This is a genomic window from Variovorax sp. P2_H12 (assembly GCF_056403395.1).
In genome coordinates this window covers 1-21,965 of the sequence record NZ_JBFUFO010000061.1, presented here as the reverse complement: position 1 = coordinate 21,965, position 21,965 = coordinate 1, and the positions used below count along the sequence as shown (strand labels likewise).

Below are 21,965 nucleotides of genomic sequence, written 5' to 3'. Positions count from 1 at the left end.
ATCGGGAGTTTAGCCCAGCGACAAGAGCCATTCAAAAAGATACATTCGGGCACTTTAAAAATTCTTGGCCGCCACGGAGACTCCAATGCCTTCCTTCGCCTTGCGGCGCGTTGTCGCGCTGTCCATCCTTGCCTTCGCTGCTGCCGCGGCTTCGGCCGCCCAGGTCGACGTCGCGGGCGTGAAGCTCGACGACACGATCGACCTGCGCGGCAGCAAGCTGCTGCTCAACGGCGCCGGCGTGCGCTACAAGGCGGTGTTCAAGGTCTACACCGCCGGGCTCTACCTCGGCAAGAAGGCCGACACGGTCGAGGAGGTGCTGGCGGCGCCGGGCCCCAAGCGCGTGACCATCACGATGCTGCGCGACATCGATGCCAACGAACTCGGCAAGCTGTTCACGCGCGGGGTCGAGGACAACTCGCCCAAGAGCGAGATGTCGCAGCTGATCCCCGGCCTGCTGCGCATGGGCCAGATGTTCGCGGACCAGAAGCAGCTCAAGGCCGGCGACAGTTTCACGGTCGACTGGATTCCGGGCAGCGGCAGCCTGATCACGGTCAGGGGCGTGCCGCAGGGCGAGCCGATCAAGGAGCAGGCCTTCTTCAACGCGCTGCTGCGCATCTGGATCGGCCCGTCGCCGGCCGACTACAAGCTGAAAGACGCGCTGCTCGGGAAGGGCTGAAAGGCAAGCGCCCCCACGCTCGTCACTCCGTGTACTCGCTGCCCCCCGAGGGGGCCCAGGCCGCCTTGGGGCGGCCCGGCGCCGGCCTGAATCCCAGTTCGAGCAGCGAGTCGACGAAACCGTCGGCGTCGACGCCGCGCACCGGCTGGCCGTGGTTGTAGCCGTAGCTGACCAGCACCACCGGGCAGCCGGCGGCGCGCGCGGCCTGGGCGTCGTTGCTGGAGTCGCCGACCATCAGGGTGCGCGCGGGCAGCGTGCCCAGCGCCTCGCAGGTCTTGCGCAGGGGCAGCGGGTCGGGCTTCTTGCGTTCGAAGGCATCGCCGCCGAACACCTGCTCGAAGTAGCGATCGAGACCCTTGGCGGCCAGCAGCGGCCGCGCGAAGGCGGTGGGCTTGTTGGTCAGGCAGGCCAGGCGCAGTCCCCGGTCCCGCAGCGCCGACAGCCCTTCGGCGACACCGGCGTAGACGCTGGCGTGCCGGCCGTTGATCGCGAGGTAGTGATGCTGATAGCGCAGCCAGGCGCGGTCGTACAACGAGGCGCCGGCCGCGACATGGCGCAGCACCGACTGGATCAGGTGCTCCGAGCCCTTGCCCACCATGGCCTCGACGGCCGGTGCGTCCACCGGCGGCAAGTCCAGGTCGTCCAGCATGAGGTTCAGGGCGACGACGAAATCGCCGAGGGTGTCGACCATCGTGCCGTCGAGGTCGACGATCGCGGCGTCGAAGTGGGAAAGGTCGATGCGTTGGGAATTCACGCGCCGGATCATAGATCGAGCGACTCGCACGACATGGTCGAGCGCGGAACCTAGAGCAGCTCGATCCCCGGCAGGCTCTTGAAGCAGGTCTCGCGCGTGATCTGCACGAAATCGCCCAGCCAGGCCTGCTTCGAGGTGGCGGCGGTGCAGGCCATGTGCAGTTCGCCGGTCAGCCCCTTCCGACCCACGGGCCGGGCCGTGACATAGCCGCGGTCGAGATAGCCTTGCACGGCCCAGAGCGGCAGCGTCGCGATGCCGCGCCCGCTCGCCACCAGTTGCAGCATCGCCACGGTGAGCTCGGTGGTGCGCCGATGGGCCGGCTCGACGCCCGCCGGCTGCAGCACCTGCCGCACGAGGTCCAGCATGTCGTCCGGCACCGGGTAGGTGATCAGCGTCTGGTCGGCGAAGTGCCGCGCGGTGAGGTGCGTCTTGCCGGCGAGCGGATGGTCGTTGGCCAGCAGCGCCATGATCTCGAAGCGGAACAGCGGGTGGTAGTCGACGCTCTCGGCCGGGTCCCGCTCGGAGACGATCGCGACTTCGGCCCGGTCCTGCAGCACCAGCGCGATCGGATCGGGATGGAAGCCCGACACGATGTCGAGCTCGATCTCGGGCCAGCGCTGGCGGAAGGCGTCCATCGCGGGCATCAGCCAGTCGAAGCAGGTGTGGCACTCGACCACGATGCGCAGCTGGCCGGCACGCCCGAGCGACAGCCGCGCCAGATCGCGCTCGGCCTCGCCGATCAGCGGCAGCGCCTTGTCGGCCAGCTCGAGCAGGCGCATGCCCGCGACGCTGAACTGCGGCGGGACCGATTTGCGCTCGAACAGCGCCAGGCCGAAATGCTCCTCCAGCAACCTGACCTGGTGCGACAGCGCCGACTGCGTGAGGTTCAGCAGTTGCGCCGCCCGCACCAGGCTCCCGGTGTCGCGCAGCGCGACCAGCGTGCGGAAGTGGCGGATTTCGAGGATGGACGAGATCATGAATTTCGTTCAAGTTGAAGAGCAAAAGGTTTCGTTTGAATCATATCGGCATCCTTGGGAACATCGCCGCATGACACGTACTCACATCCTCGGCTTCCCGCGCATGGGCGCCCACCGCGAGCTCAAGTTCGCCCTCGAACAGCACTGGCGCGGCGAGATCGACGCCGCCGCCCTCGAAGCTCTGGGCGCCGAACTGCGTGCGCGCCACTGGCAGGCCCAGCGCGATGCCGGCCTCGACTTCGTGACGGTGGGCGACTTCGCCTTCTACGACCACGTCGCCAATCACATCCAGCTGCTGGGCTGCGAGCCGCCGCGCTTCGAGTTCACGGGCGATGCGCCCGAACTGGCGCGCTACTTCACGATGGCGCGCGGCGTCGCCGACGAGGCCGGCCACGAAGGCTGCGTGCACGGCGGCCATGCCACCTTCGCGCTGGAAATGACCAAGTGGTTCGACACCAACTACCACTACCTGGTGCCGGAGTTCTCGGCGGATACCCGTTTCGGCCTTTCGTCGGTGCGCCTCTTCGACGAGGTCGCGCAGGCGCAGAAGCTCGGGCACAAGGTCAAGGCGGTGCTGCTCGGGCCCCTGAGCTTCCTTTGGCTGGGCAAGGAGAAGCAGGCCGGCTTCGACCGCTTCACGCTGCTGGACGCGCTGCTGCCGGTCTACGAGCAGGTGCTGGCCCGTCTCAAGTCGCTCGGCGTGGAATGGGTGCAGATCGACGAGCCCGTGCTCGGCCTCGACCTGCCCGACGCCTGGCGCAACGCCTTCGAGCGCAGCTACTGGCAGCTCGCACGCAGTGCGCCGAAGCTGCTGCTCGCCAGCTACTTCTCGCCGCTGGCGGAAAACCTCCGCCTGGCCTGCCAGCTTCCCGTGGCCGGCCTGCACGTGGACGCCGTGCGCGCACCGGAAGAGCTCACCGGCGTGGCCGACTGGCTGCCCGCGCACAAGGTGCTGTCGGTCGGCATCGTCGATGGCCGCAACATCTGGCGCACCGATCCCGATGCGGCGCTCGCGCGGCTCCAGCCGGTGGCCGACAAGCATCGGGGCGAACTCTGGATCGCGCCCTCGTGCTCGCTGCTGCACGTGCCGTTCAGCCTCGCGGCGGAGACCGGGCTCGATGCCGAGATCAAGTCCTGGCTGGCGTTCGCGATCGAGAAGCTCGATGAATTGCGGGTGCTTCGTGCGACGCTGGACGGCGAGGACAGCACCGTCGAAGCCGAACGGGTCGCGGCCCGCAAGGCCGTGGCCGCGCGCCGCGCCAGCCCGCGCGTGCACCGCGCCGACGTCGCGCTGCGCCTCGCGCGCAGCGTGGCCAGCGACGATCGCCGCCTGTCCGGTTTCGCGCAGCGCCAGGCGGAGCAACGCGCGCGCTTCGCGCTGCCGCCCCTGCCCACCACCACCATCGGATCGTTCCCGCAGACCGGCGCGATACGTGCCGCGCGTGCCGCCTTCAAGCGCGGCGAACTCGATGCCGCGGCCTACCGCGACAAGATGCAGGCCGAGATCGCGCTCGCGGTTCGCAAGCAGGAGGCGCTCGGGATCGATGTCCTGGTGCACGGCGAGGCCGAACGCAACGACATGGTCGAATACTTCGGCGAACAGCTCGACGGCTTTGCATTCACCGCCAACGGCTGGGTGCAGTCGTACGGCTCGCGCTGCGTCAAGCCGCCGGTGATCTTCGGCGACGTGGCGCGGCCGGCGCCGATGACGGTCGAGTGGACCGCCTACGCGCAGAGCCTCACCAAGCTGCCGATGAAGGGCATGCTCACCGGGCCCATCACCACCCTGCAGTGGTCCTTCGTGCGCGACGACCAGCCACGCAGCGTCACGACCGAGCAGATCGCCTGGGCGATCCGCGACGAGGTGGTGGATCTCGAGCAGGCCGGCATCGGCATCATCCAGATCGACGAGCCGGCGATCCGCGAAGGCCTGCCGCTGCGGCGCGCGGGCTGGAAGAACTACCTCGCGGGCGCCACCCGGTCGTTTCGCATCAGCGCCTCGGGCGTGGCCGACCGGACCCAGATCCACACCCACATGTGCTACTCGGAATTCAACGACATCCTGCCGGAGATCGCGGCGATGGACGCCGACGTGATCACCATCGAGACCAGCCGCTCCGACATGGAGCTGCTGCGCGGCTTCGGCGACTTCAGGTATCCGAACGAGATCGGCCCGGGCGTCTACGACATCCACTCGCCGCGCATCCCGAGCACCGACGAGATGGTGCGTCTGATGCGCAAGGCGGCCGCGGTGGTGCCGGCCGCCAACCTCTGGGTCAACCCCGACTGCGGGCTCAAGACCCGCGGCTGGCCGGAAACCGAGGCCGCGCTGTCGAACATGGTGGCGGCGGCGCGGATCCTGCGCGACGAACTCAGGCCGGCGCCGGGCCGCCCCAAGCGGCCTGCGGCCCCCTTGGGGGGCAGCGACTACACGGAGTGAGGGAGCGTGGGGGCTCTCAGCCCGCCGGCTTGGCGTCCGCCACCGCGTACGGCGTGAACCGGCTCTCGTTCTCGTTCACGTCCAGCGGCTGGCCGACGAACGGAAACGCGCGCTGCGGGCAGGCCACGCGCTCGCAGACCTTGCAGCCCCTGCCGATCGGCGTCGGCACCTTGGCGCGGTGGCGGGCATGCAGAAGGCGCTCTTGGTGCTGCGCGACACGGGCCGCATCGACGAGGACCCGGCGCTGGATGCGTTGGAAAAAAGATACACCGCCTGAAGGTCTTCGGCTCAGGCCTCTGTCAGCGTCTGGGCCGCGACCACGGCTTCGGTGCGGTTGCGCACGTTGAGGGCCCGGAAGATGGCGGCCAGGTGGATCTTGACCGTGCCTTCGCTGATGCCCAGGGCCCGGCCGATCAGCTTGTTGGGCTTGCCCTGAGACAGCAGCTGCAGGACCTCGACCTGGCGCTCCGTCAGCACGTTGCGCAGGTGCTCGAGGGTCTGCACGGCGGCCGTCGCCGMGCCGCGCTGGGCGGCGCCCTCGGGGCCGCCGCCTGCGATGCCGGCGACGACACCAGGCGGCAGGGACGACAGCATCATCGGCGGCACGTAGACGCCCCCGGCCAGAACCAGGCGCACCGCCGACAGCATCACCTCGGGCGAGTAGGCCTTGGGAATGAAGCCGAGCACGCCGCGCTCGAGGGCGCTGCGCATGACCGCGGGATCTTCGTAGCCCGACAGCACGATCACCGGCACGGCGGGGTGGCGGCGGCGGATTTCGTCGATGTGGGCCTGGCCCTCGGCACCGGGCATGTTCAGGTCGATCATGGCCAGGTCGATGTCGTCCGAGGCCCGGGCGAGCAGCTCGTCGACGCTCATGGCCAGGACGAAGTCGATCTCGGCCTCGAGCTCCGACAACTTGGCCTTGACCGCCTCGATGACGAGCCGGTGGTCGTCGGCGATCAGGATTTTCATGGCTTTCCCCAGCGTCATGGATGAATTCAGGCAGGCCGACGATAACGGCGAACGGGATGCGCATCAAGGCGGATTTCGCTCCCCGAACGACATAGCTCCCAAGCGATATGGCGCCGGCCGGAGCGCATGGAAGAATGTTTCACATCCAAAAACGACCGGGGACATGGGCATGTGCCAACGACGCAGGCGCGATCGCAAGGCTCCGGTCGGCAAAAACGCCTAGCCGCGAGCGCGTTGCATGGCTCGGCTGATCGACTGCTTTTCCCGGCTCATCTCGTTCGGGCTCGGACTGGACGCATCGATCGCGGCGCACCGGGCCGAACCCGGCTGCGAAGCAGCGCGGCAACGGGCGCTCGACCTCCTCGAAGAGGCGCGCGAGGCTGCCCGGGCGCTTGGACGGTCTGCCACGGAGGTCGAATCGGCGCGCTTCGCGATGGTTGCCTGGATCGACGAGATCCTGGCGCGGCACCCCCTTTGTGCAGCCGGCACGGCGCCGCTGCAGATGCAGCTGTTCAATTCCAACAACGCGCAGACCGAGTTCTTCCATCACTTGTCGGCGCTGCAGCCCGGCGACGACGAGGTGCGCGAGGTCTACTGGCACGCGCTGGCGCTGGGGTTCAAGGGCCAGTATTACTTCGAGACCGGCGACAGCGGCGAACTCGGCAAGCTCAAGGCCCTGCATGGCGAGCAGCTCGCGCTGCGGCCGGCGCGCCTCGACCACCCGGCCCAGGAGCGCATCACGCCCCAACCCTGCGGCGCGCCCGACCCGCCGGGCCCGCGCGATCCGCAGTGGCGCGAGCGCATCCTGCTGCGCGCCGGCGGCGTGTTGGCGCTTTTGATCCCGCTGGCTTCCGTGCTCTGGTTCGTGCTGGCGGGCCCGGGCGAACGCCCCCCCACCCTGGCCCAGCGGGTCGACCGGCAGCTCCAGACCGTCGCCTGCGCGGACCTCTCCGCCACGGTGGCAGCGGACGGCGCGACGCAGGTGCACGGCTTCGTCTCGCACCCCGACGAGATCGCCCGGGTGCAGCGGGAAGTGCGGGCCGTGCCGGGCGTCAGCGCGGCCCGGTTCGACCTCCAGCTGCGCATCTGGCCGCACTGCGAGGTGCTGGCGCTGCTGAAACCCTTCCAGGCCCGCAACCGCGAAATGGCGACGGGCCTGGCGATCGCCACCCCCACCGCGCCGAACGACCGCCTCCGGGAGGGCGACCGGGTGCTGATCGAAGTCACGAATGCCCGCCGCGAAGGCTATCTGTGGGTCGACTACTACACCGCCGACGGTGCCGTGATGCACCTCAACGCCGGGGCCGTGCAACCGCTTCTGCGCGCCGGGGAAACCATCGAGCTCGGTCGCGACATTCCGTCGAGCTGGCTGGCCGCACCGCCTTTCGGAACCGTGCTGGTGACGGCGCTGTCGTCGCCCGTCCCCCTCGACGCCGCCGCCGAGCGGCCACCGTTCGAGCTGGCCTCGGCCTACCTCCAGCGGCTGCGCGAATCGCTGGCCGCGGGCGAATTCGGCGCCCGGGTGGTCGCCGAGGTCGTGTTCCTCGAAACCGTCCCGCGCTGAATCCGCGAGCCACTACCCGATGAATGCGGTGGCGAGGCTCATTCGTCGTCGCGCACGCGGTGCTGGCTCATCAGGGTCTGCTGGGTCGCCGGCGGCACGGCCTCGTAATGGGACAGCGCGATGGTGTAGCGGCCCTGGCCGCTGGTCATGGCGTTGAGCCGCGACTGGTAGCTGGCCAGCTCGGCCATCGGCACCTGGCCGCGGATCACGATCGTTCCCACGCCCCCGTTCGCGGTGCCCGTGACCAGGCCGCGCCGCGCCGAGAGGTCGCCGGTGACGTCGCCGATCGCATGGTCGGGCGCCGCGATCTCGATCTGCACGATCGGCTCGAGCACGATCGGCCGCGCCGCGCGGATGGCCGCCATGAAGGCCTTGCGCCCGGCGGTCGCGAAGGCGATGTCCTTGCTGTCGACGCTGTGGTGCTTGCCGTCGTGGACCACCACCCGCACGTCGACCACCGGGTAGCCGGCGACCGCGCCCGAGAGGAGCACCTCGCGCACGCCTTTCTCGACCGCCGGGATGAACTGGCCCGGGATCGCCCCGCCCTTGACCTCGTCGGCGAACTCGAAGCCGCTGCCGCGCGCCAGCGGCTCGATGCGCAGGAAGACCTCGCCGAACTGGCCGGCGCCGCCGGTCTGCTTCTTGTGCCGGTGATGTCCCTCGGCCGGCGCGGTCACGGTCTCGCGGTAGGCGATACGCGGCGGCCGGGTGTCGACCTCGAAGCGGTAGACCTCGCGCAGACGCTCGAGCATCACCCGCAGGTGCAACTCGCCCAGGCCGTAGATGATGGTCTCGTTGGTCGCCACCACATGCTCGACGCGCAGGCAGGGATCCTCGGCGACCAGCTTGCCGAGGATTTCCCAGGCCCGCTGCTCGTCGCCGTGGCGCTTGGGCTCGACCGCCAGGCCGTGCACCGGGATCGGGAACCCCAGCGGCGCCAGATGCACGTGGTCGTCCTCGGCGGCATCGTGCAGCACGGCGTCGAAGTGGATCTCCTCGACCTTGGCCACCGCCACGATGTCGCCGGGCAGCGCCCGCGGCACCTCGACGTGATCCTTGCCCTGGAGCATGAACAGGTGGCTCACCTTGAAGGGCTTGCGGCCATCGCCCACGTAGAGCAGGCTGTCGCGCGTGACCGTGCCCTGGTGGACGCGAAAGATCCCCAGCTTGCCCACGTAGGGGTCGACCGTCACCTTGAACACGTGCGCCAGCACATGCAGCGAGGGATCGGGACGGGCCTGCATGGGCTTCGCCGCCGCACCCTCGCCGAGCAGGAAATCCGGCGGATTGGCCTCGGTCGGATCGGGCAGCAGCCTGACGATGACGTCGAGCAGCGCATCCACGCCGGCGCCGCTGCGGGCCGAGACGAAGCAGACCGGGATCAGGTGGCCTTCGCGCAGGGCCTGTTCGAGCGGCGCGTGCAGCTCGGCGGCATCGACGTCGCCCTCGGACAGATAGCGTTCGACGAAGGCCGCATCGACCTCGACCACCTGTTCGACCAGCGCCCGGTGCGCGGCATCGACGCTGCCGATGTCGGACTGCCCCTCGCGGTTGAAGAAGCAGTCGACCACCTGCGTGCCACCGGCTGCGGGCAGGTTCAGCGGCAGGCATTCGCGCCCGAAGACGGACTGGATCTGCGCCAGCAACCCTGCCAGGTCGACGCCCTGGGCGTCGATCTTGTGGACGATGACCATCCGCGCGAGATGCCGCTCGGCGGCGTACGCCATCATGCGCAGCGCCATCGGTTCGATGCCGAGGGCGGCATTGATGACCACCGCCGCGGTCTCCACCGCTTCCAGCGCGGGCAGGCTCTGGCCCAGGAAATCGGCACCGCCCGGCGTGTCGATCAGGTGCACCCGTGTGCCGGCATGCGTGAGGTGCATCACCGAGGCATTGAGCGAGTGCTGCATGCGGCGCTCGAGGGGGTCGTGGTCGCTGACGGTGCTGCCGCGCTCGATGCTGCCGCGCGCACCGATGGCGCCCGCCTTGTGCAGCAGGGCCTCGGCCAGCGAGGTTTTGCCGGCGGCCGAGGCGCCGACGAGCGCCAGGGTTCGTACCGCTTCCATTTCGGCCGTGTGGCCGTTCGTTCGGCTTGGCATGGGTGGTCTCCTCGGCGCCGGGGTCGGCAACCCAGCGTACGGGATCGGCTGCTCCGACGCAAGCCGGCTTCCACTTGCCGGAGAATGGACCCCCATGGAACCGTCGCCCGATCCCGCATCCGACAGCGCCGGCTACGGGCGCCGCCGCGAGTTCATGGCCGTCAAGATCCCGGTGGTCGAGGGCGTGGACGACCGTTGGCACCAGCGCGAGGAGCGCATCGACGAGGCATTGCGGGCCCGGGGCATCGGCTCGGTGCTCGGCTGGGGCGATTCGCTCGGCGACGCAGCGCCCGGCGGGCCGCGCCGAGTCGCGTTCGTCCGCGTCGACATCGATGTCTCGGACATCGCCGCGGGGCGGGTGCTGTTGCAGGCCGCGCTGCCGGTGATCGGCCTGCCGTCGGGCACCGAGATCCACTATTCGATCGGGCGCCTGCGCTTCGCCGACATCTATGCGCCTCCCGACTGGCTGCAGGAGCGGCCGCAGGCCTAAAGTCCGTGAACAGGCCCCTAGGCCGGCGCCGGGCCGCCAGCGCGGCGAAGTCCGCGCTTCGCGCAGACGGGCGGCCTGCTGCTTCCCCTCGGGGGGCAGCGACCACACGAAGTGAGGGAGCGTGGGGGCCTTACTGCTCCCGGAGAGCCGCGACCTGTTGCGCATACGCGCTGTCGATGCGCTGCAGCCGGGCCTCGCGCGCGGCCTCGTTGACCCACTGCGCATTGAGCGCGCTCTGCCTGGCGAGCTGGTATTGCAGCTTGGCGGCCGGCAGCAGCGCCTTGTTGTCCGCGGCGGCATAGCCCAAAGCGGCATGCAGCGACTTCAGCACCGCGCGCTGGGCCTCGGCACGCGGCCCCCGGCCCTGGCCGTAGTCCACTAGGAACCTGCGCAGCTTCTTCTGGAACTCCACCGGAAAGTCGCTGCGCGCCACGAACTGCGCCTGCGGCGTCGGGTCGGAACGCCAGACCACCTGCAACCGATCGGCCTCGACCGGAAACTGCTGCCTGAAGCGCTCGAGATCGGTCGTGTTGTTGGTCGCCACGTCGGCATCGCCGTTGGCCACCGCCAGGGCCGTGGCCTGGTGGGTGCCGACGATCTCGCTGCGAAAGCGGGTCTCCATCACGATCCGGTTCGGCAGGAAGAGCTGGACCTGCGGCAGGATGAAGCCCGACACCGACCGGTTGTCGCCGCGCGCCAGGCGCCATTGCTCGGGATGGGCCAGCAGGTCCTCGAGCGTGTTGCGCGGACCGGCCCGGCGAACCAGCAGCACGGCGCGATGGTCGGGTGCGCCCGCATGCCGCCGCACCTGGGCCAGCACGTTCATGTGGCGCTGCGACACGGCATCGAGCGCAAGCTGGGCCGACAACAGGCTCAGATCGACCTGCCGGCGCCGGATGGCCTCGTCCAGCGACGCATAGCTGGCCGCGGAATGGACCGTCACGGGCCGGCCGATCGCGCGGCTCAGGTCAGCCAGGAACGGCGTCCAGCTTTCGCGCGACTCGACCACGCCGCCGACCGGCAGGACGCCGAAGCGCAGTTCGGTGGCCGGGGCGCGGCCCGCCTGCGCCCCGGCCGCCGCGTGCCAGGCCAGCACGGCCGCCAACGCGAAGCGGCCTGCCCGCAGCCAGAGCCCGCGGTTCACGGCCGCGTTCAAGGCGCGCCCGCGCGCAGCGCAGCCGCCTGTTCGGCGTAGAGGGTCTCGATGCGCTGCAGCCGGGCCTGGCGCGCGGCCTCGTTGACCCACTGCGAGGTCATGGCGCTCTGCCGCGCGAGCTGGTAGGCCAGCTTGGCGGCCGGTAGCAGCGAACTGTCGTCGGCCGCGACGAAGCCGGCCAGGTCGTGCAACGATTTCAGCACCGCACGCTCGCTGTCGCCGCGCGGGCCCTTGCTGCGCGCGTACTCGAGCAGGAACTGCTGCACCCTGCGCTCCAGCTCGGGGCCATAGTCGCGCCGGATGACGATCTGCGCATGCGGGATCAGCTCCGACTCCCAGATCACCTGCAGCCGCTCGGCCTCGGCCGGGAACTGCTGCCGGAAGCGCTCGAAGTCGGCCGTGTTGTTGGTGGCGACATCGGCCTCGTCGTTCGCCACGGCCAGCGCGGTCATCTGGTGCGTGCCCACCAGTTCGCTGCGAAAGCGGGTCTCCATCGCGATGTGGTTGGGCAGGAAGAGCTGCAGCTGAGGCACGATGAAGCCCGACACCGAACGGCTCTCGCCGCGCGCCAGGCGCCAGTTCTCGGGCTCGGCCAGCAGGCCCTTGAGGGTGCTGCGGGGGCCTGTCTTGCGCGCCAGCAGCAGCGCGCGGTAGCCGGGCAGGCCGTCATGGCGCGTGACCTGGGCGAGCACCTTCATGCGCCGCAGCGTCACGGCATCGAGCGCCATCTTGCCGGACAGGAAGGCCATGTCCACCTGGTTGCGCTGTATCGCCTGCTCCAGGGCTTCGTACGAGGTCACCGACAGCATCGTGATCGGACGCCCGATGGCACGCCGCAGGTCCGCGAGCAGCGGCTCCCAGTCGTTGCGCGACTCGAAGGCACCGCCCAGCGGCAGGATGCCGAAGCGCAAGGGCGCCGGACCGGCGGCACCGGCCGCGCCCGCCGTCTGCGCCGGCACCGCGAGCGGCCAGCCGAGCAGCAGCGCCAACGCGCCGCGCGCCACCCAGGCGCCGACGCGCCGCGTCCCGGCCCGGAACGGACCTGGCAGAGACGCCACGCAAGCAAGGGGGGCGCTGGATGCGCAACGGACAGGAACCTGCATTTTTCTGGAACGCTTGGGGCCCGACGAGCCCGAACGGGCTGGTCAAACGAGTGCGCTCTACAACACAATTAGAAACCAACTTAAGCATTCATCGTGTCATTTTCCTCAACCCACACGCATTTGTCGGCCCTCTACAGGCGGATCGCCGCCACCGCCCTTCCTCCATGAGCTGGTCCTTCCGCGCCCTTCGCCTGCTCGCCGGCCGCCTGACCCTGGCGCAGCAGCTCGTGCTGCTGGCGCTGCTGCCGGCGACCGTGGCGACACTGGGCGCGATCGCGGTGCTGACGCGCCAGCACCTCGCGAACCTGACCGAGCTGATGCGCGCCAATGCCCAGACCGTGGCCCTGCAGGTCGCGACCGTGGCCCAGTCGCAGATCCAGCACATGGACCGCCGGGCGCTGCAGCGCACCGCCCAGTCCGGCAGCACTCAGCCGCATGTGCAGCATGTGCAGATCTGGTCGGAAGAGGGCGAAATCCTCGCCAATGCGGACACCACGGACCTGCGGCGTGGCGAAGGCCTTCAGGTGGTCGCGCCGATCACCGGCGACGACGGCAGGCACACCGGCAAGGTGATGGTCGAGATGAGCCTGGACGCGGTGAGCAACGCCAAGAGGGCGGTCTGGTTCAACGTCGTGCTGGTGCTCGGCGCCAGCCTGGTCGGCGTCGGGCTGGCGGGCTGGTGGGCGGCGCGCCGCATCAGCGCACCGATCCAGGCGCTCGGCGAAGCGGTCGACCGGCTCGGCGCCGGCGAGGATGCCCAGGTGGAAGTGGAAGGCACGACCGAGGTTCGGCGGCTGCAGCACGGCTTCAACCTGGCGGCGCGTGCGCTGCTGGAAAGCCGCAACGAGCTCGAAAGCCGCATCGTCCACGCGACCGCCGAGCTGGCCAGCAAGAACCAGCAGCTCGAGGTCGCGAGCCAGGCCAAGACGCGGCTGCTGGCCGCTGCCAGCCACGACCTGCGCCAGCCGCTGCATGCGCTCACGCTGTTCTCCGACGGGCTGGCCAACGGCGAGACCGATCCGGTGCGGCTGCAGCGCATCGGCCACATCCGCGAGTGCGTCGAATCGCTGGACCGGCTGTTCTCCGAGCTGCTCAACCTCTCGCAGCTCGACGCCGGCGTGCTGCAGCCGCATTGGACCGATTTCGCGCTCGACAGCCTGTTCGACGAGATCAGCCGCAACTTCCGCGCCGTGGCCGAGCAGAAGAACCTGCGGCTGGTGGTGCGCAAGACCGACGCCTGGGTGCGCTGCGACTACGTGATGCTGTCGCGCATCCTCAACAACCTGGTGTCGAACTCGCTGCGCCACACCGCGGAGGGCGGAATCCTGGTGGGTGCGAGGCGCCGCGGCAAGGCGATCCGGATCGACGTCTGGGACACCGGCATCGGCATCGCGGCCCACCACCAGCCGCGGGTCTTCGAGGAGTTCTACCAGGTGGATCCGCAAGGCCGGCAGGGCAGCCGCGAGTCACGCGGCATGGGCCTGGGCCTGGCCACCGTGCAGCGGCTCGCGGCCCTGCTCAATACGCGGGTCGAACTCAGTTCACGGCCGCACAAGGGCACCTGCGTGCGCGTGCCGGTGCGCTCGATCGGACCCGCTCCCGCCTTGGCGATGCCGCTCGCGGAACTCCCCGGCATGCCGACCGAGGACGAGGTCCAAGCCCGGGCCAGCCTGGTCGATGTGGTGGTGCTGGTGATCGACGACGAGCGCACCATCCTCGAGGGGCTTCAGGTCGTGCTCGCGAGCTGGGGCGCGCAGGTGCTGGCCGCCCAGAGCCGCGCCGAGGCCCTGGCGCTCGCCGATGCCTGGGATCGCCCGCCCGACGTGGTGCTGAGCGACCTGCTGCTGGAGGGCGGCGACAACGGGCTCGACGTGCTCGCCGCCCTCGCGCGCCACCCCCGCGGCATCGGGCCGTCGACCGCGCGCCTGCTGGTGACCGGCGAGACCAAGCCCGACCGCCTGCGCGAAGTCGCCGGCGCCGGCGTCGCGGTCCTCTACAAGCCGGTCTCGCCGCGCGTCCTGCGCCAGGCGATTCAGGCTCAGATGGCCGCGGTGCGCGTCGCCCTTGCGACCCCGGCGTAGGCACCGTACGTCGTCAGACATAGACCGACAGGCTGCGGAATTTCGCCCTCCGCCCCCCAATGCGCCGCCACCGCGGGTGGACATAAGCCCTCTGCCTTATCGCGCCCAAAGAGCCGCCTTCGTACATTGGCTTCATCGCCCTCTGCGGATGCAGTCCATGTTCTCGACCCGTCTCCCCACGCTGCCTGGCCTGCAGCGCGCCATTGCGGCCATGGCCTGCACGGTCCTGCTGTGCGGCGGCGTCCAGGCGGCCGGGCTCACCGTGCTGATGGCTGACGAAACGGCCGCCCACATCGAATTCGTTCGTCAACTGCGGGATACGCAGGACGCCGGCAGCCGCTTCGACCTGATCCACCTGGTGGCCGGCGAACCCGCCGGCGAGGACCTCGCGGCGACCCCGAGGCCGGCCGGCATCACGATGGCCGTCGGCATCACGGCGGCGCGCTCGGCGATCGAACGGGCCGGCCAGGGTCCGCTGGTGCTCGCGATGCTGAGCCGGCTCGACTACGAGAGCCTCAAGGGCACGGCCGCGCTGCGGCGCCCGGAGCGCCGGATCGGCGTGCTGCTGCGCGAGCCCGCGATGGCAGACCAGCTGGCGCTGATCGATGCGGTGCTGCCCGCAAAGCGCCGGCTGGGCGTCGTCGCGACCGCGGAGTCGGAGCCGATCGTGAGCGAACTGCAGCGTGCCGGCCAGGGCTGGGACCTGCAGGTCGAATACGCGCCGGACGCCACGTCGCTGGCGGCGGTGCTGCGGCTGCTGGTGTCGCGCAGCGACGCGCTGCTGGTGCTGCCCGACAAGATCGGCGACAGCCAGGCCGCCACGCTGGCGGTGCTGCGCGCCGGCGCCGGTGCCGGCCTGCCGGTGTTCGGCACCAACGAAGGTTTGGTGCGTTCCGGCGGCCTGGCCGCCGCGGTGTCGACGCCGCGCCAGCTCGCACAGCAGGCGCGCGCGCTGGGCCGCAAGCTGGCCGCAGCCAACGGCGCCGCCAGCGTGTGGGTCGAGGCCGCGACGCCGGCGACCGTGCGCGTCAACACCACCGTGGCCCGCGGACTGGGCCTGCGCCTGCCTGACGAACGCGACCTGACCGCCGGCGTGACCGGTGTTCGATGAGCGCCGCCGCGACATGACCGCGCCCAGCCATCGCCTGGAGGTGCCCGCCGCTGCCGTCGGGCCGAACGATCCGGCGCTGGCCGAGCACAGCGCGCTGGTGGTCGGGGGCAGCCTGCATCGCGACCTGTTCCGGCTGGGCGTAGTGCCGTGCGCGGCGGTCGCGCTGGCGCTCACCGCCTGGTTCACCCACGGCCGGCTGGCCACGCTCGAGACCGCGTTCGATGCCGAGGGCGAGGCGGTGGCGCGCCAGGTCGCGGCCATGTCCGACCTGAGCCTCTACGCGGGCGACCTGCCGGCGCTGCAGAACGTCGCCAATGCCGCGCTGCGCGGCGGCCAGGTGACGCGGGTCGAGATCAGCAACAGCGCCGGCGTCTATGTGACGGCCGGCCCGAAGACCGCCTCGCTCGCGCAACTGCGGATGTTCACCGCGCCGGTCACGCTGCGCGAGGCCTCGCGCACGAGCGCCTTCGCGCCCGCGGGGTCGACGGCGGCCGGCGAGACGCCGATCGGGCTGGTCCAGACCTTCCGCGACACCACCGCCTACGCGCGCGAACGCACACTTTCGCTGATGGCGGGCATCGGCATCGCGATGATCGCGCTGCTGATCGCCTGGGCCTGGGTCCGCCATACGGCGCGCGCCGTGGCGCAGCCGCTGCGCCGCATCTCGCGCACGGTGGCGGCGCTGGAGGCCGGCCGCTTCGATGCGCGCTGCAACGTGGTCGGCCCGCAAGGCGCCGAGGACAGCCCGGCCGGGCGCGCACGGCGCCCCCCGCACGAGTTCGCCAACCTCGCGCACGACATCAACCGACTGGCCGAGCGCCTGCAGCGCAATCGCCAGCAAAGCGAGGACCGGGTGCGCGAAGCCACGGCCGTGGCGCTGCAGCGCATGGCGGAGGCCGAGCAGGCCGCGCTCTCCCGCGCGCGCTTCCTGGCCGCTGCGAGCCACGATTTGCGCCAGCCGCTGCATGCGATGGGGCTGTTCATCGACGGCCTCCTGCCGACCGCCTCACGCGCGCAGCGGCCCGCGGTCTTGCGCCTGCAGGAAGCGACCGGATTCATGGGCGTGCTGCTCGACGACCTGCTCGAAATCTCGCGGCTCGACGCCCAGGTCCTGACGCCCGCGATCGGCGGCGTGTCGCTGGCGACGCTGTTCGACCAGCTCGAGGCGCAGCACGCCGCACCGGCGGCCGCGGCCCAGGTGCGGCTGCTGTGGCGCGACCACGGCCTGGCGGTGCGAAGCGATGCCGCGCTGCTGCTGCGCATCGTCGGCAACCTGGTCAGCAACGCCGTGCGCCACACACCGCGCGAGGGCACGGTGCTGGTGGTGGCGCGCCGCCGCGGCGACGCGGTGCGCATCGAGGTGCGCGACAACGGTGTCGGCATCGCGCCGATTCATCAGGGACGCATCTTCGAGGAGTTCTACCAGGTCGCCAACACCGAGCGCGACCGCCGACAGGGCTTCGGCCTGGGCCTGTCGATCTGCGCGCGGATCGCCGTGCTGCTCGGCACCCGCATCTCGGTACGCTCGGCGCTGCAGGCCGGCAGCACCTTCGCGCTCGAGCTGCCGCTGGCCAGCCCGCAAGAAGTGATGCCGCGGGCACCGGAACCGCAGGCATCGGCGCCATTGGCCGGCCTGCACTGCCTGGTGGTGGACGACGACCCGGCGATCCTCGACGGCAGCCGCACCCTGCTCGCGCAATGGGGCTGCCCGGTCGACTGCGCATCCACGCACGCCGAAGCCCTTGCGCAACTCGGGGCGGACGGCGCACATTTCGACGTCGTGCTGTGCGACCTGCAACTGGCGCGGGACGAAGACGGCATGGCGGTGATCGAGGCGACGCGCCGGCTGCAGCCCGATGCGCTGCCCGTGCTGGTGTCCGGCGCCACCGGGCCCGAGGCGCTGCAGCGCCTGCGCCAGGGCGGCGTGATGCTGCTCACCAAGCCGGTCGCGCCGGCCAAGTTGAGGGCCCTGCTGTCGACGCGCCGCAAGAATGAAATCCAAAGCATTCCTTGATTGCTCAACTTGTAGGCTGGCGGTGACAGCCCCCGCGATGCACCGCGATCCGGCACGGCGCGAAAGCAGCAATGCCATGCCTTGTTGATACCATTTGTGTCAACGCTGAACACGCCTCGCGCGGAAAGACGAGTGGGACACATGGAACCGATGCACTGGGAGTACATGGGCGCACTGGGCGGCGTGATCGGCATCGGCTGGCTGGTCGTGGTGCCGATGTACCGCGGCTGGACGCCGCTGAACGACAAGATGGCGGCGCGCGTGAAACGCAGCATCCGCATGATGGCCGCGTGCGAGGACCGGACCGGCCCACCCGCCACGGGCGCTTCGACCGACCCTTAGGACTCGAAGCCCTCGCGCTTCCGATTCAGGCCGGCACGCCATCCACATGGGCCCGGCCCCAGTGCCGGTGCTTCGCGATCGCGGCAACGAAGTCCTGCGCGATCCGCACCGCCGCGGTCGTGTCGCCGAGATTGGTGACCGGCGTCGACGCCACCACCACGCCGGCCGGCGCCGCCTTGGGGTCGGAACCCACGCCGAGCGTGGCCAGCAGCTGCACGCCCTCCCCCACGGCGCAGATCGCCTTGCAGTGCTTGTAGGCCTCGAGCACGAAGTGCACCGCGTCCCCGTTCTCGGCCAGGGTCTTGGCGCCCTGGGCACCCGCGGGCACCAGCACCGCGTCGAACATCACCGAGGAGGTGTTGACGAAAGTGGCGTCGACCTCGATCTGGCGCTTGGAGGCGCTGGCGATGGTGCCGAGCCGCGGGCCGACCACCCGACAGCGCGCGCCGGCCTGCTCGATGGGCTCGCGGATCGCCTTCAGCGAAGCCGAGTCGATGCCGTCGGCCACCAGGATCGCGACCTTGCGCGTCCTGACCGAGCCGTCGCCGGAGCCGGCCATGCTGAGCGCCGGCGATTCGTCGATCGGAAGCGTGAAACGGTGGTCGCGGAATCCCGCGCGGCCTGCCGCCGCTTTCGCATCGGGTGCATGGATGCCCAGCACCTCGGCCACGCGGCGCGCGAGCTTTTCGTCCACGTGCGCCAGGTTGTCGACCATGCGCTGGCGCACCGCCGGCACCTCGACCTTCGACAGCTCGAAGCGGAAGGCGGCGATGAGGTGCTCCTTTTCGGCCGCGCTCTGGCTGTTGAAGAACAGCCGCGCCTGCGTGAAATGATCGTCGAACGACGGGCTGCGCCGCCGCAGCTTGGGCGGCTCGGTCTCTTCCGGGAAGGACTGGAAGCCGGCGCTGCCGCCGTCGACCCGGAACTCCTTGCCATCACCCAGCGAGTTCGGCTCGTAGGCGACCTGGCCCCGTGCGAGGGTCTGGCGGTGCATGCCGTCGCGCTGGAAGTTGTGGAAGGGGCAGACGCCCTTGTTGATCGGCAACTCGTGGAAGTTGGCGCCGCCCAGCCGCGAGATCTGCGTGTCGGTGTACGAGAACAGCCGCCCCTGCAGCAGCGGGTCGTTCGAGAAGTCGATGCCCGGCACCACGTGGCCCGGGTGGAAGGCCACCTGCTCGGTCTCGGCGAAGAAGTTGTCGGGGTTGCGGTTGAGCACCATGCGGCCGATGCGCTGCACCGGCACCATCTCCTCGGGGATCAGCTTGGTCGGGTCCAGCAGGTCGAAGCCGAAGGCGTGCTCCTTGTCCTGCGGGACCATCTGCACGCCGAGCTCCCATTCAGGGAAGTCGCCGTTCTCGATCGCCTCCCACAGGTCGCGACGATGGAAGTCGGCGTCCTGGCCGGCGATCTTCTGCGCCTCGTCCCAGGCCAGGCCGTGGACGCCGAGCCTCGGCTTCCAGTGGAACTTGACGAAGTGGCTCTCGCCGCGCGAATTGACGAAGCGGAAGGTGTGGACTCCGAAGCCCTCCATCATCCGCAGGCTGCGCGGGATCGCCCGGTCCGACATGGCCCACATCAGCATGTGGGTGGTCTCGGGCATCAGCGAAGCGAAGTCCCAGAAGGTGTCGTGCGCGCTCGCCGCCTGCGGCATTTCGTTGTGAGGTTCGGGCTTGACGGCGTGGATCAAGTCAGGGAACTTCATCGCGTCCTGGATGAAGAACACCGGGATGTTGTTGCCCACCAGGTCGTAGTTGCCCTGCGGCGTGTAGAACTTGACCGCGAAGCCGCGCACGTCGCGCACCGTATCGGCCGATCCCCGCGAGCCCGCCACGGTCGAGAAGCGCACGAAAACCGGCGTCTTCACCGCCGGGTCCTGCAGGAACTCGGCCGCGGTGAATTGCGACATCGACTTGTAGACCTCGAAAAAGCCGTGCGCGGCCGACCCTCTGGCATGCACCACCCGCTCCGGGATGCGTTCGTGGTCGAAATGCGTGATCTTCTCGCGCAGGATGAAATCCTCGAGCAAGGTCGGCCCGCGCGCGCCCGCCTTCAGCGAGTTGTGGTTGTCGGGGATCTGCAGGCCCTGGTTGGTGGTCAGCCGGGCCTCGATGTCGGTCGTGAAGGCGGCCAGTTGCGCCTCCTTGGCGTGGCTGCCGTCACTGCCGTCACCCGGCCTGGGGCGACGGCCCGCGGCCGCCTTGATCGGTTGCGTCATCTGGATTCCCTTGGAGCAAATAGAAAGGCGAAGAAAGACAAGACGGCGCAGCCGCAGCGCCGCACGCAGGATCTCGCCGGAGCCTGTCGCCGACGCCTGAAGAGCTTAGGCCGGCGCCGTGCCGCGGGCCGTAGTGGCCGCGCGCTGGCCGCTGTCGGCGCACCGAGCCATGCACGGTAGGACCACGCCGACGGGTGTTCCGCAAGCGCCTACGCCGCCTCGCGCGCACGCCCACGCCGCAGCGCCAGCTGACTCGATAGGATGGGATGCACGCGGGCGGTGGCATCAAGCATGCTTTGCCTGCATTCCCCCCTCCTCCAAGGCCAGCCCCATGCTCATCAAAATCGGTTTCGACATCGAACTCGGGGTCACGCCGCCGACCGCGCTGATCTACATGCTGGCGCTGCACCCTTCGCGCGCGGGCGACCTCCAGGGCCCGGAGAACCTCACGATCAGCCCGCCGCTGCGCACCGACCACCACACCGACAGCTTCGGCAACCACTGCGCCCGCGTGGCGGTGCCCCTGGGCGTGAGCCGGGTGAGGCTGCGCAACGAGGCGGTGGTGTTCGATTCGGGCTTGCCCGACCCGGTCGCCCACGGCGCGATCGAGCACGCACCGGCCGACCTGCCGGTGGGCACGCTGCAGTTCCTGCTGCCGAGCCGCTACTGCGAGGTCGACAGCGAACTGCTGCAGTTCGCCTGGAGCCGGTTCGGCGGTGTTCCCCCCGGCTGGGATCGCGTTCAGGCCATCTGCGACTTCGTGCACCAGCACCTGCGCTTCGACTACCAGTGCGCTCGCGCCACCCGCACCGCGCTGGAGGCCTACCGGGAGCGCGTCGGCGTCTGTCGCGACTTCACGCACCTGGCGATCACGCTGTGCCGCTGCATGAACATCCCGGCCCGCTATGTGACCGGCTACCTGGGCGACATCGGCATCGCCCCGGTGCCCTATCCGATGGATTTCAGCGCCTGGTTCGAGGTCTACCTCGGCGAGCGGTGGCACACCTTCGACGCCCGGCACAACATCCCGCGCATCGGCCGCGTCGTGATCGCGCGCGGCCGCGATGCGGCCGATGTGCCGATCACGATGGTGTTCGGCGTCAATACGCTGGAGCGCTTCGAGGTGACGACTGACGAGGTGTTCGCGGTCTCGGCCTGACCGACGGCACGGCGCTGCACGCCGATCAGCGGCAGATCACCGTCCCCGCCGGTCGCCAGGTCTGTCCATGCTGGCCCTGGTAGCGCAGCGCCACGAGCGAGCCCTGGACGCCCCACTTGCCGACGCCGGGAGCGATCACTCATGACCAACCTCCCGGACCCCCACCTGAGCTGAGCTTCAGCGGGCAGCGCGCACCTGGGCCGAAGGGCGCGCGCAACACCCTCCGTAATGTGAAAAATCTCACGAAGGCTCGTGGGATGGGCCTTGGACGCTATCCAAATCATAGCGCTGGCGCAGCTTCGTAACCGTTTGTGTGAATTCCTTCCTTAGGTAACTAGTACCTTCGTCCTAAATTCGAAAGTACTCAATTCCTGCTTCGGCGGGGCGTTTGCAACCTCGGAAAGAACACTATGAACTGCGTTTTCAGGATCGTCTGGAATGCGTCGAAAGGCCTTTGGGCCGTGGCATCGGAGCTGGCAACGGGCGTCGGCAAGTCGACGGCAAGCGGCACGTCCCGGTCCGAATCGCAACTCGAAATGCCTGGGTTTGCACGGGCCAAGGGGCTGCAGGCCTGTGTGGCCGTGGCACTTCTCGCCATGGCGGGTGTCGCGCCGGCAGCCAACTGCGGCAACGACAAGGACGTCGGCAATGCGTCGAACTGCCAGGCTCCGGCTCCGGCCCCGGCCCCGGCCCCGGCTCCGGCTCCTGCTCCTGCTCCTGCTCCTGCTCCTGCTCCTGCTCCGGCTCCAGCCCCGGCCCCGGCCCCTGCTCCTGCTCCTGCTCCTGCTCCTGCTCCCGCGACTCCTGCAGCC

At 69.9% G+C, this 21,965-nt stretch carries 17 protein-coding genes and 2 pseudogenes; 11 read left to right on the top strand and 8 right to left on the bottom strand.

The genetic code is table 11. From position 1 onward, the window contains the following. Positions 1-85 precede the first annotated feature (85 nt). Positions 86-676 (top strand): chalcone isomerase family protein, encoded by a 591-nt coding sequence (locus AC1DYK_RS32680; protein WP_478170083.1) that lies wholly within the window; start codon positions 86-88, stop codon positions 674-676. Between the two features lie 22 nt (positions 677-698). On the opposite strand, the gene gph is transcribed toward AC1DYK_RS32680, so the two are convergent. Both gph and AC1DYK_RS32670 read right to left on the bottom strand, forming a co-directional pair. After that, entirely contained in the window at positions 699-1,430 is a 732-nt protein-coding gene (gene gph / locus AC1DYK_RS32675; RefSeq protein ID WP_478170082.1) for a phosphoglycolate phosphatase, read from the bottom strand. 50 nt (positions 1,431-1,480) lie between these two features. Next, complete coding sequence (locus AC1DYK_RS32670) at positions 1,481-2,407, bottom strand: LysR family transcriptional regulator (RefSeq protein WP_478170081.1); 927 nt, start codon at positions 2,405-2,407, stop codon at positions 1,481-1,483. Positions 2,408-2,477: 70 nt separating this feature from the next. On the opposite strand from AC1DYK_RS32670, the gene metE reads away from it, so the two are divergent. Further along, a complete protein-coding gene (gene metE / locus AC1DYK_RS32665; RefSeq protein ID WP_478170080.1) occupies positions 2,478-4,847 on the top strand; it encodes a 5-methyltetrahydropteroyltriglutamate--homocysteine S-methyltransferase in 2,370 nt (789 codons plus the stop codon). 16 nt (positions 4,848-4,863) lie between these two features. Here metE and AC1DYK_RS32660 read toward each other — a convergent pair. After that, a pseudogene (locus tag AC1DYK_RS32660) lies at positions 4,864-5,058 on the bottom strand (short-chain fatty acyl-CoA regulator family protein); the annotation flags it as partial. Between AC1DYK_RS32660 and AC1DYK_RS32655 the strand changes: the two are divergent. Next, a pseudogene (locus tag AC1DYK_RS32655) lies at positions 5,020-5,124 on the top strand (carboxyvinyl-carboxyphosphonate phosphorylmutase); the annotation flags it as partial. The pseudogenes AC1DYK_RS32660 and AC1DYK_RS32655 sit on opposite strands and share 39 nt — an antisense overlap. 11 nt (positions 5,125-5,135) lie before the next feature. Here AC1DYK_RS32655 and AC1DYK_RS32650 read toward each other — a convergent pair. Next, a complete protein-coding gene (locus AC1DYK_RS32650) occupies positions 5,136-5,819 on the bottom strand; it encodes a LuxR C-terminal-related transcriptional regulator (protein ID WP_478170079.1) in 684 nt (227 codons plus the stop codon). A gap of 238 nt (positions 5,820-6,057) precedes the next feature. Between AC1DYK_RS32650 and AC1DYK_RS32645 the strand changes: the two genes are divergently transcribed. Continuing rightward, positions 6,058-7,383 carry a DotU family type IV/VI secretion system protein gene (locus AC1DYK_RS32645; protein WP_478170078.1) on the top strand — a complete coding sequence of 442 codons (1,326 nt, stop codon included), beginning with the start codon at positions 6,058-6,060 and terminating at the stop codon, positions 7,381-7,383. 38 nt (positions 7,384-7,421) lie between these two features. On the opposite strand, the gene fusA is transcribed toward AC1DYK_RS32645, so the two are convergent. Next, positions 7,422-9,482, bottom strand: a complete 2,061-nt coding sequence (fusA, locus tag AC1DYK_RS32640) for an elongation factor G (protein WP_478170077.1) — start codon at positions 9,480-9,482, stop codon at positions 7,422-7,424. A gap of 94 nt (positions 9,483-9,576) precedes the next feature. Between fusA and AC1DYK_RS32635 the strand changes: the two genes are divergently transcribed. Beyond that, the gene (locus AC1DYK_RS32635; RefSeq protein ID WP_478170076.1) at positions 9,577-9,972 is read left to right on the top strand and encodes a hypothetical protein; all 396 of its coding nucleotides are present in this window, start codon (positions 9,577-9,579) and stop codon (positions 9,970-9,972) included. A gap of 130 nt (positions 9,973-10,102) precedes the next feature. On the opposite strand, the gene AC1DYK_RS32630 is transcribed toward AC1DYK_RS32635, so the two are convergent. Continuing rightward, a complete protein-coding gene (locus AC1DYK_RS32630) occupies positions 10,103-11,116 on the bottom strand; it encodes a phosphate/phosphite/phosphonate ABC transporter substrate-binding protein (RefSeq protein ID WP_478170075.1) in 1,014 nt (337 codons plus the stop codon). 8 nt (positions 11,117-11,124) lie between these two features. After that, positions 11,125-12,186 carry a phosphate/phosphite/phosphonate ABC transporter substrate-binding protein gene (gene phnD, locus AC1DYK_RS32625; RefSeq protein ID WP_478170074.1) on the bottom strand — a complete coding sequence of 354 codons (1,062 nt, stop codon included), beginning with the start codon at positions 12,184-12,186 and terminating at the stop codon, positions 11,125-11,127. Between the two features lie 209 nt (positions 12,187-12,395). Here phnD and AC1DYK_RS32620 point away from each other — a divergent pair, with 209 nt between their 5' ends. The 4 genes from AC1DYK_RS32620 (at position 12,396) to AC1DYK_RS32605 (ending at position 17,779) form a co-directional block, all read left to right on the top strand. Beyond that, on the top strand, positions 12,396-14,312 hold the full coding sequence (locus tag AC1DYK_RS32620; RefSeq protein ID WP_478170073.1) for an ATP-binding response regulator: 1,917 nt from the start codon (positions 12,396-12,398) through the stop codon (positions 14,310-14,312). Positions 14,313-14,469: 157 nt separating this feature from the next. Further along, positions 14,470-15,423 carry an ABC transporter substrate-binding protein gene (locus tag AC1DYK_RS32615; RefSeq protein WP_478170072.1) on the top strand — a complete coding sequence of 318 codons (954 nt, stop codon included), beginning with the start codon at positions 14,470-14,472 and terminating at the stop codon, positions 15,421-15,423. 13 nt (positions 15,424-15,436) lie between these two features. Further along, entirely contained in the window at positions 15,437-17,437 is a 2,001-nt protein-coding gene (locus AC1DYK_RS32610) for a sensor histidine kinase (protein ID WP_478170071.1), read from the top strand. A gap of 141 nt (positions 17,438-17,578) precedes the next feature. Further along, positions 17,579-17,779 carry a hypothetical protein gene (locus tag AC1DYK_RS32605; protein WP_478170070.1) on the top strand — a complete coding sequence of 67 codons (201 nt, stop codon included), beginning with the start codon at positions 17,579-17,581 and terminating at the stop codon, positions 17,777-17,779. Between the two features lie 25 nt (positions 17,780-17,804). Here the strand turns inward: AC1DYK_RS32605 and AC1DYK_RS32600 are convergent, their stop codons facing one another. After that, a complete protein-coding gene (locus tag AC1DYK_RS32600; protein WP_478170069.1) occupies positions 17,805-19,994 on the bottom strand; it encodes a catalase in 2,190 nt (729 codons plus the stop codon). A gap of 331 nt (positions 19,995-20,325) precedes the next feature. On the opposite strand from AC1DYK_RS32600, the gene AC1DYK_RS32595 reads away from it, so the two are divergent. Together AC1DYK_RS32595 and AC1DYK_RS32590 are read left to right on the top strand one after the other, a co-directional pair. After that, positions 20,326-21,153, top strand: coding sequence for a transglutaminase-like domain-containing protein (locus tag AC1DYK_RS32595; RefSeq protein WP_478170068.1), 828 nt, complete (start codon positions 20,326-20,328; stop codon positions 21,151-21,153). Positions 21,154-21,563: 410 nt separating this feature from the next. After that, the coding region (locus tag AC1DYK_RS32590) for an ESPR domain-containing protein (protein WP_478170067.1) at positions 21,564-21,965 on the top strand (402 nt) is incomplete at its 3' end.

What these genes read in the sequence shown, in the direction of transcription:
- AC1DYK_RS32680 (WP_478170083.1), top strand. Translation starts at nt 86, where the DNA reads ATGCCTTCCTTCGCCTTGCGGCGCGTTGTCGCGCTGTCCATCCTTGCC.
- AC1DYK_RS32670 (WP_478170081.1), bottom strand. Translation starts at nt 2,407, where the DNA reads ATGATCTCGTCCATCCTCGAAATCCGCCACTTCCGCACGCTGGTCGCG.
- metE (WP_478170080.1), top strand. Translation starts at nt 2,478, where the DNA reads ATGACACGTACTCACATCCTCGGCTTCCCGCGCATGGGCGCCCACCGC.
- AC1DYK_RS32645 (WP_478170078.1), top strand. Translation starts at nt 6,058, where the DNA reads ATGGCTCGGCTGATCGACTGCTTTTCCCGGCTCATCTCGTTCGGGCTC.
- fusA (WP_478170077.1), bottom strand. Translation starts at nt 9,482, where the DNA reads ATGCCAAGCCGAACGAACGGCCACACGGCCGAAATGGAAGCGGTACGA.
- AC1DYK_RS32635 (WP_478170076.1), top strand. Translation starts at nt 9,577, where the DNA reads ATGGAACCGTCGCCCGATCCCGCATCCGACAGCGCCGGCTACGGGCGC.
- AC1DYK_RS32620 (WP_478170073.1), top strand. Translation starts at nt 12,396, where the DNA reads ATGAGCTGGTCCTTCCGCGCCCTTCGCCTGCTCGCCGGCCGCCTGACC.
- AC1DYK_RS32615 (WP_478170072.1), top strand. Translation starts at nt 14,470, where the DNA reads ATGTTCTCGACCCGTCTCCCCACGCTGCCTGGCCTGCAGCGCGCCATT.
- AC1DYK_RS32610 (WP_478170071.1), top strand. Translation starts at nt 15,437, where the DNA reads ATGACCGCGCCCAGCCATCGCCTGGAGGTGCCCGCCGCTGCCGTCGGG.
- AC1DYK_RS32605 (WP_478170070.1), top strand. Translation starts at nt 17,579, where the DNA reads ATGGAACCGATGCACTGGGAGTACATGGGCGCACTGGGCGGCGTGATC.
- AC1DYK_RS32600 (WP_478170069.1), bottom strand. Translation starts at nt 19,994, where the DNA reads ATGACGCAACCGATCAAGGCGGCCGCGGGCCGTCGCCCCAGGCCGGGT.
- AC1DYK_RS32595 (WP_478170068.1), top strand. Translation starts at nt 20,326, where the DNA reads ATGCTCATCAAAATCGGTTTCGACATCGAACTCGGGGTCACGCCGCCG.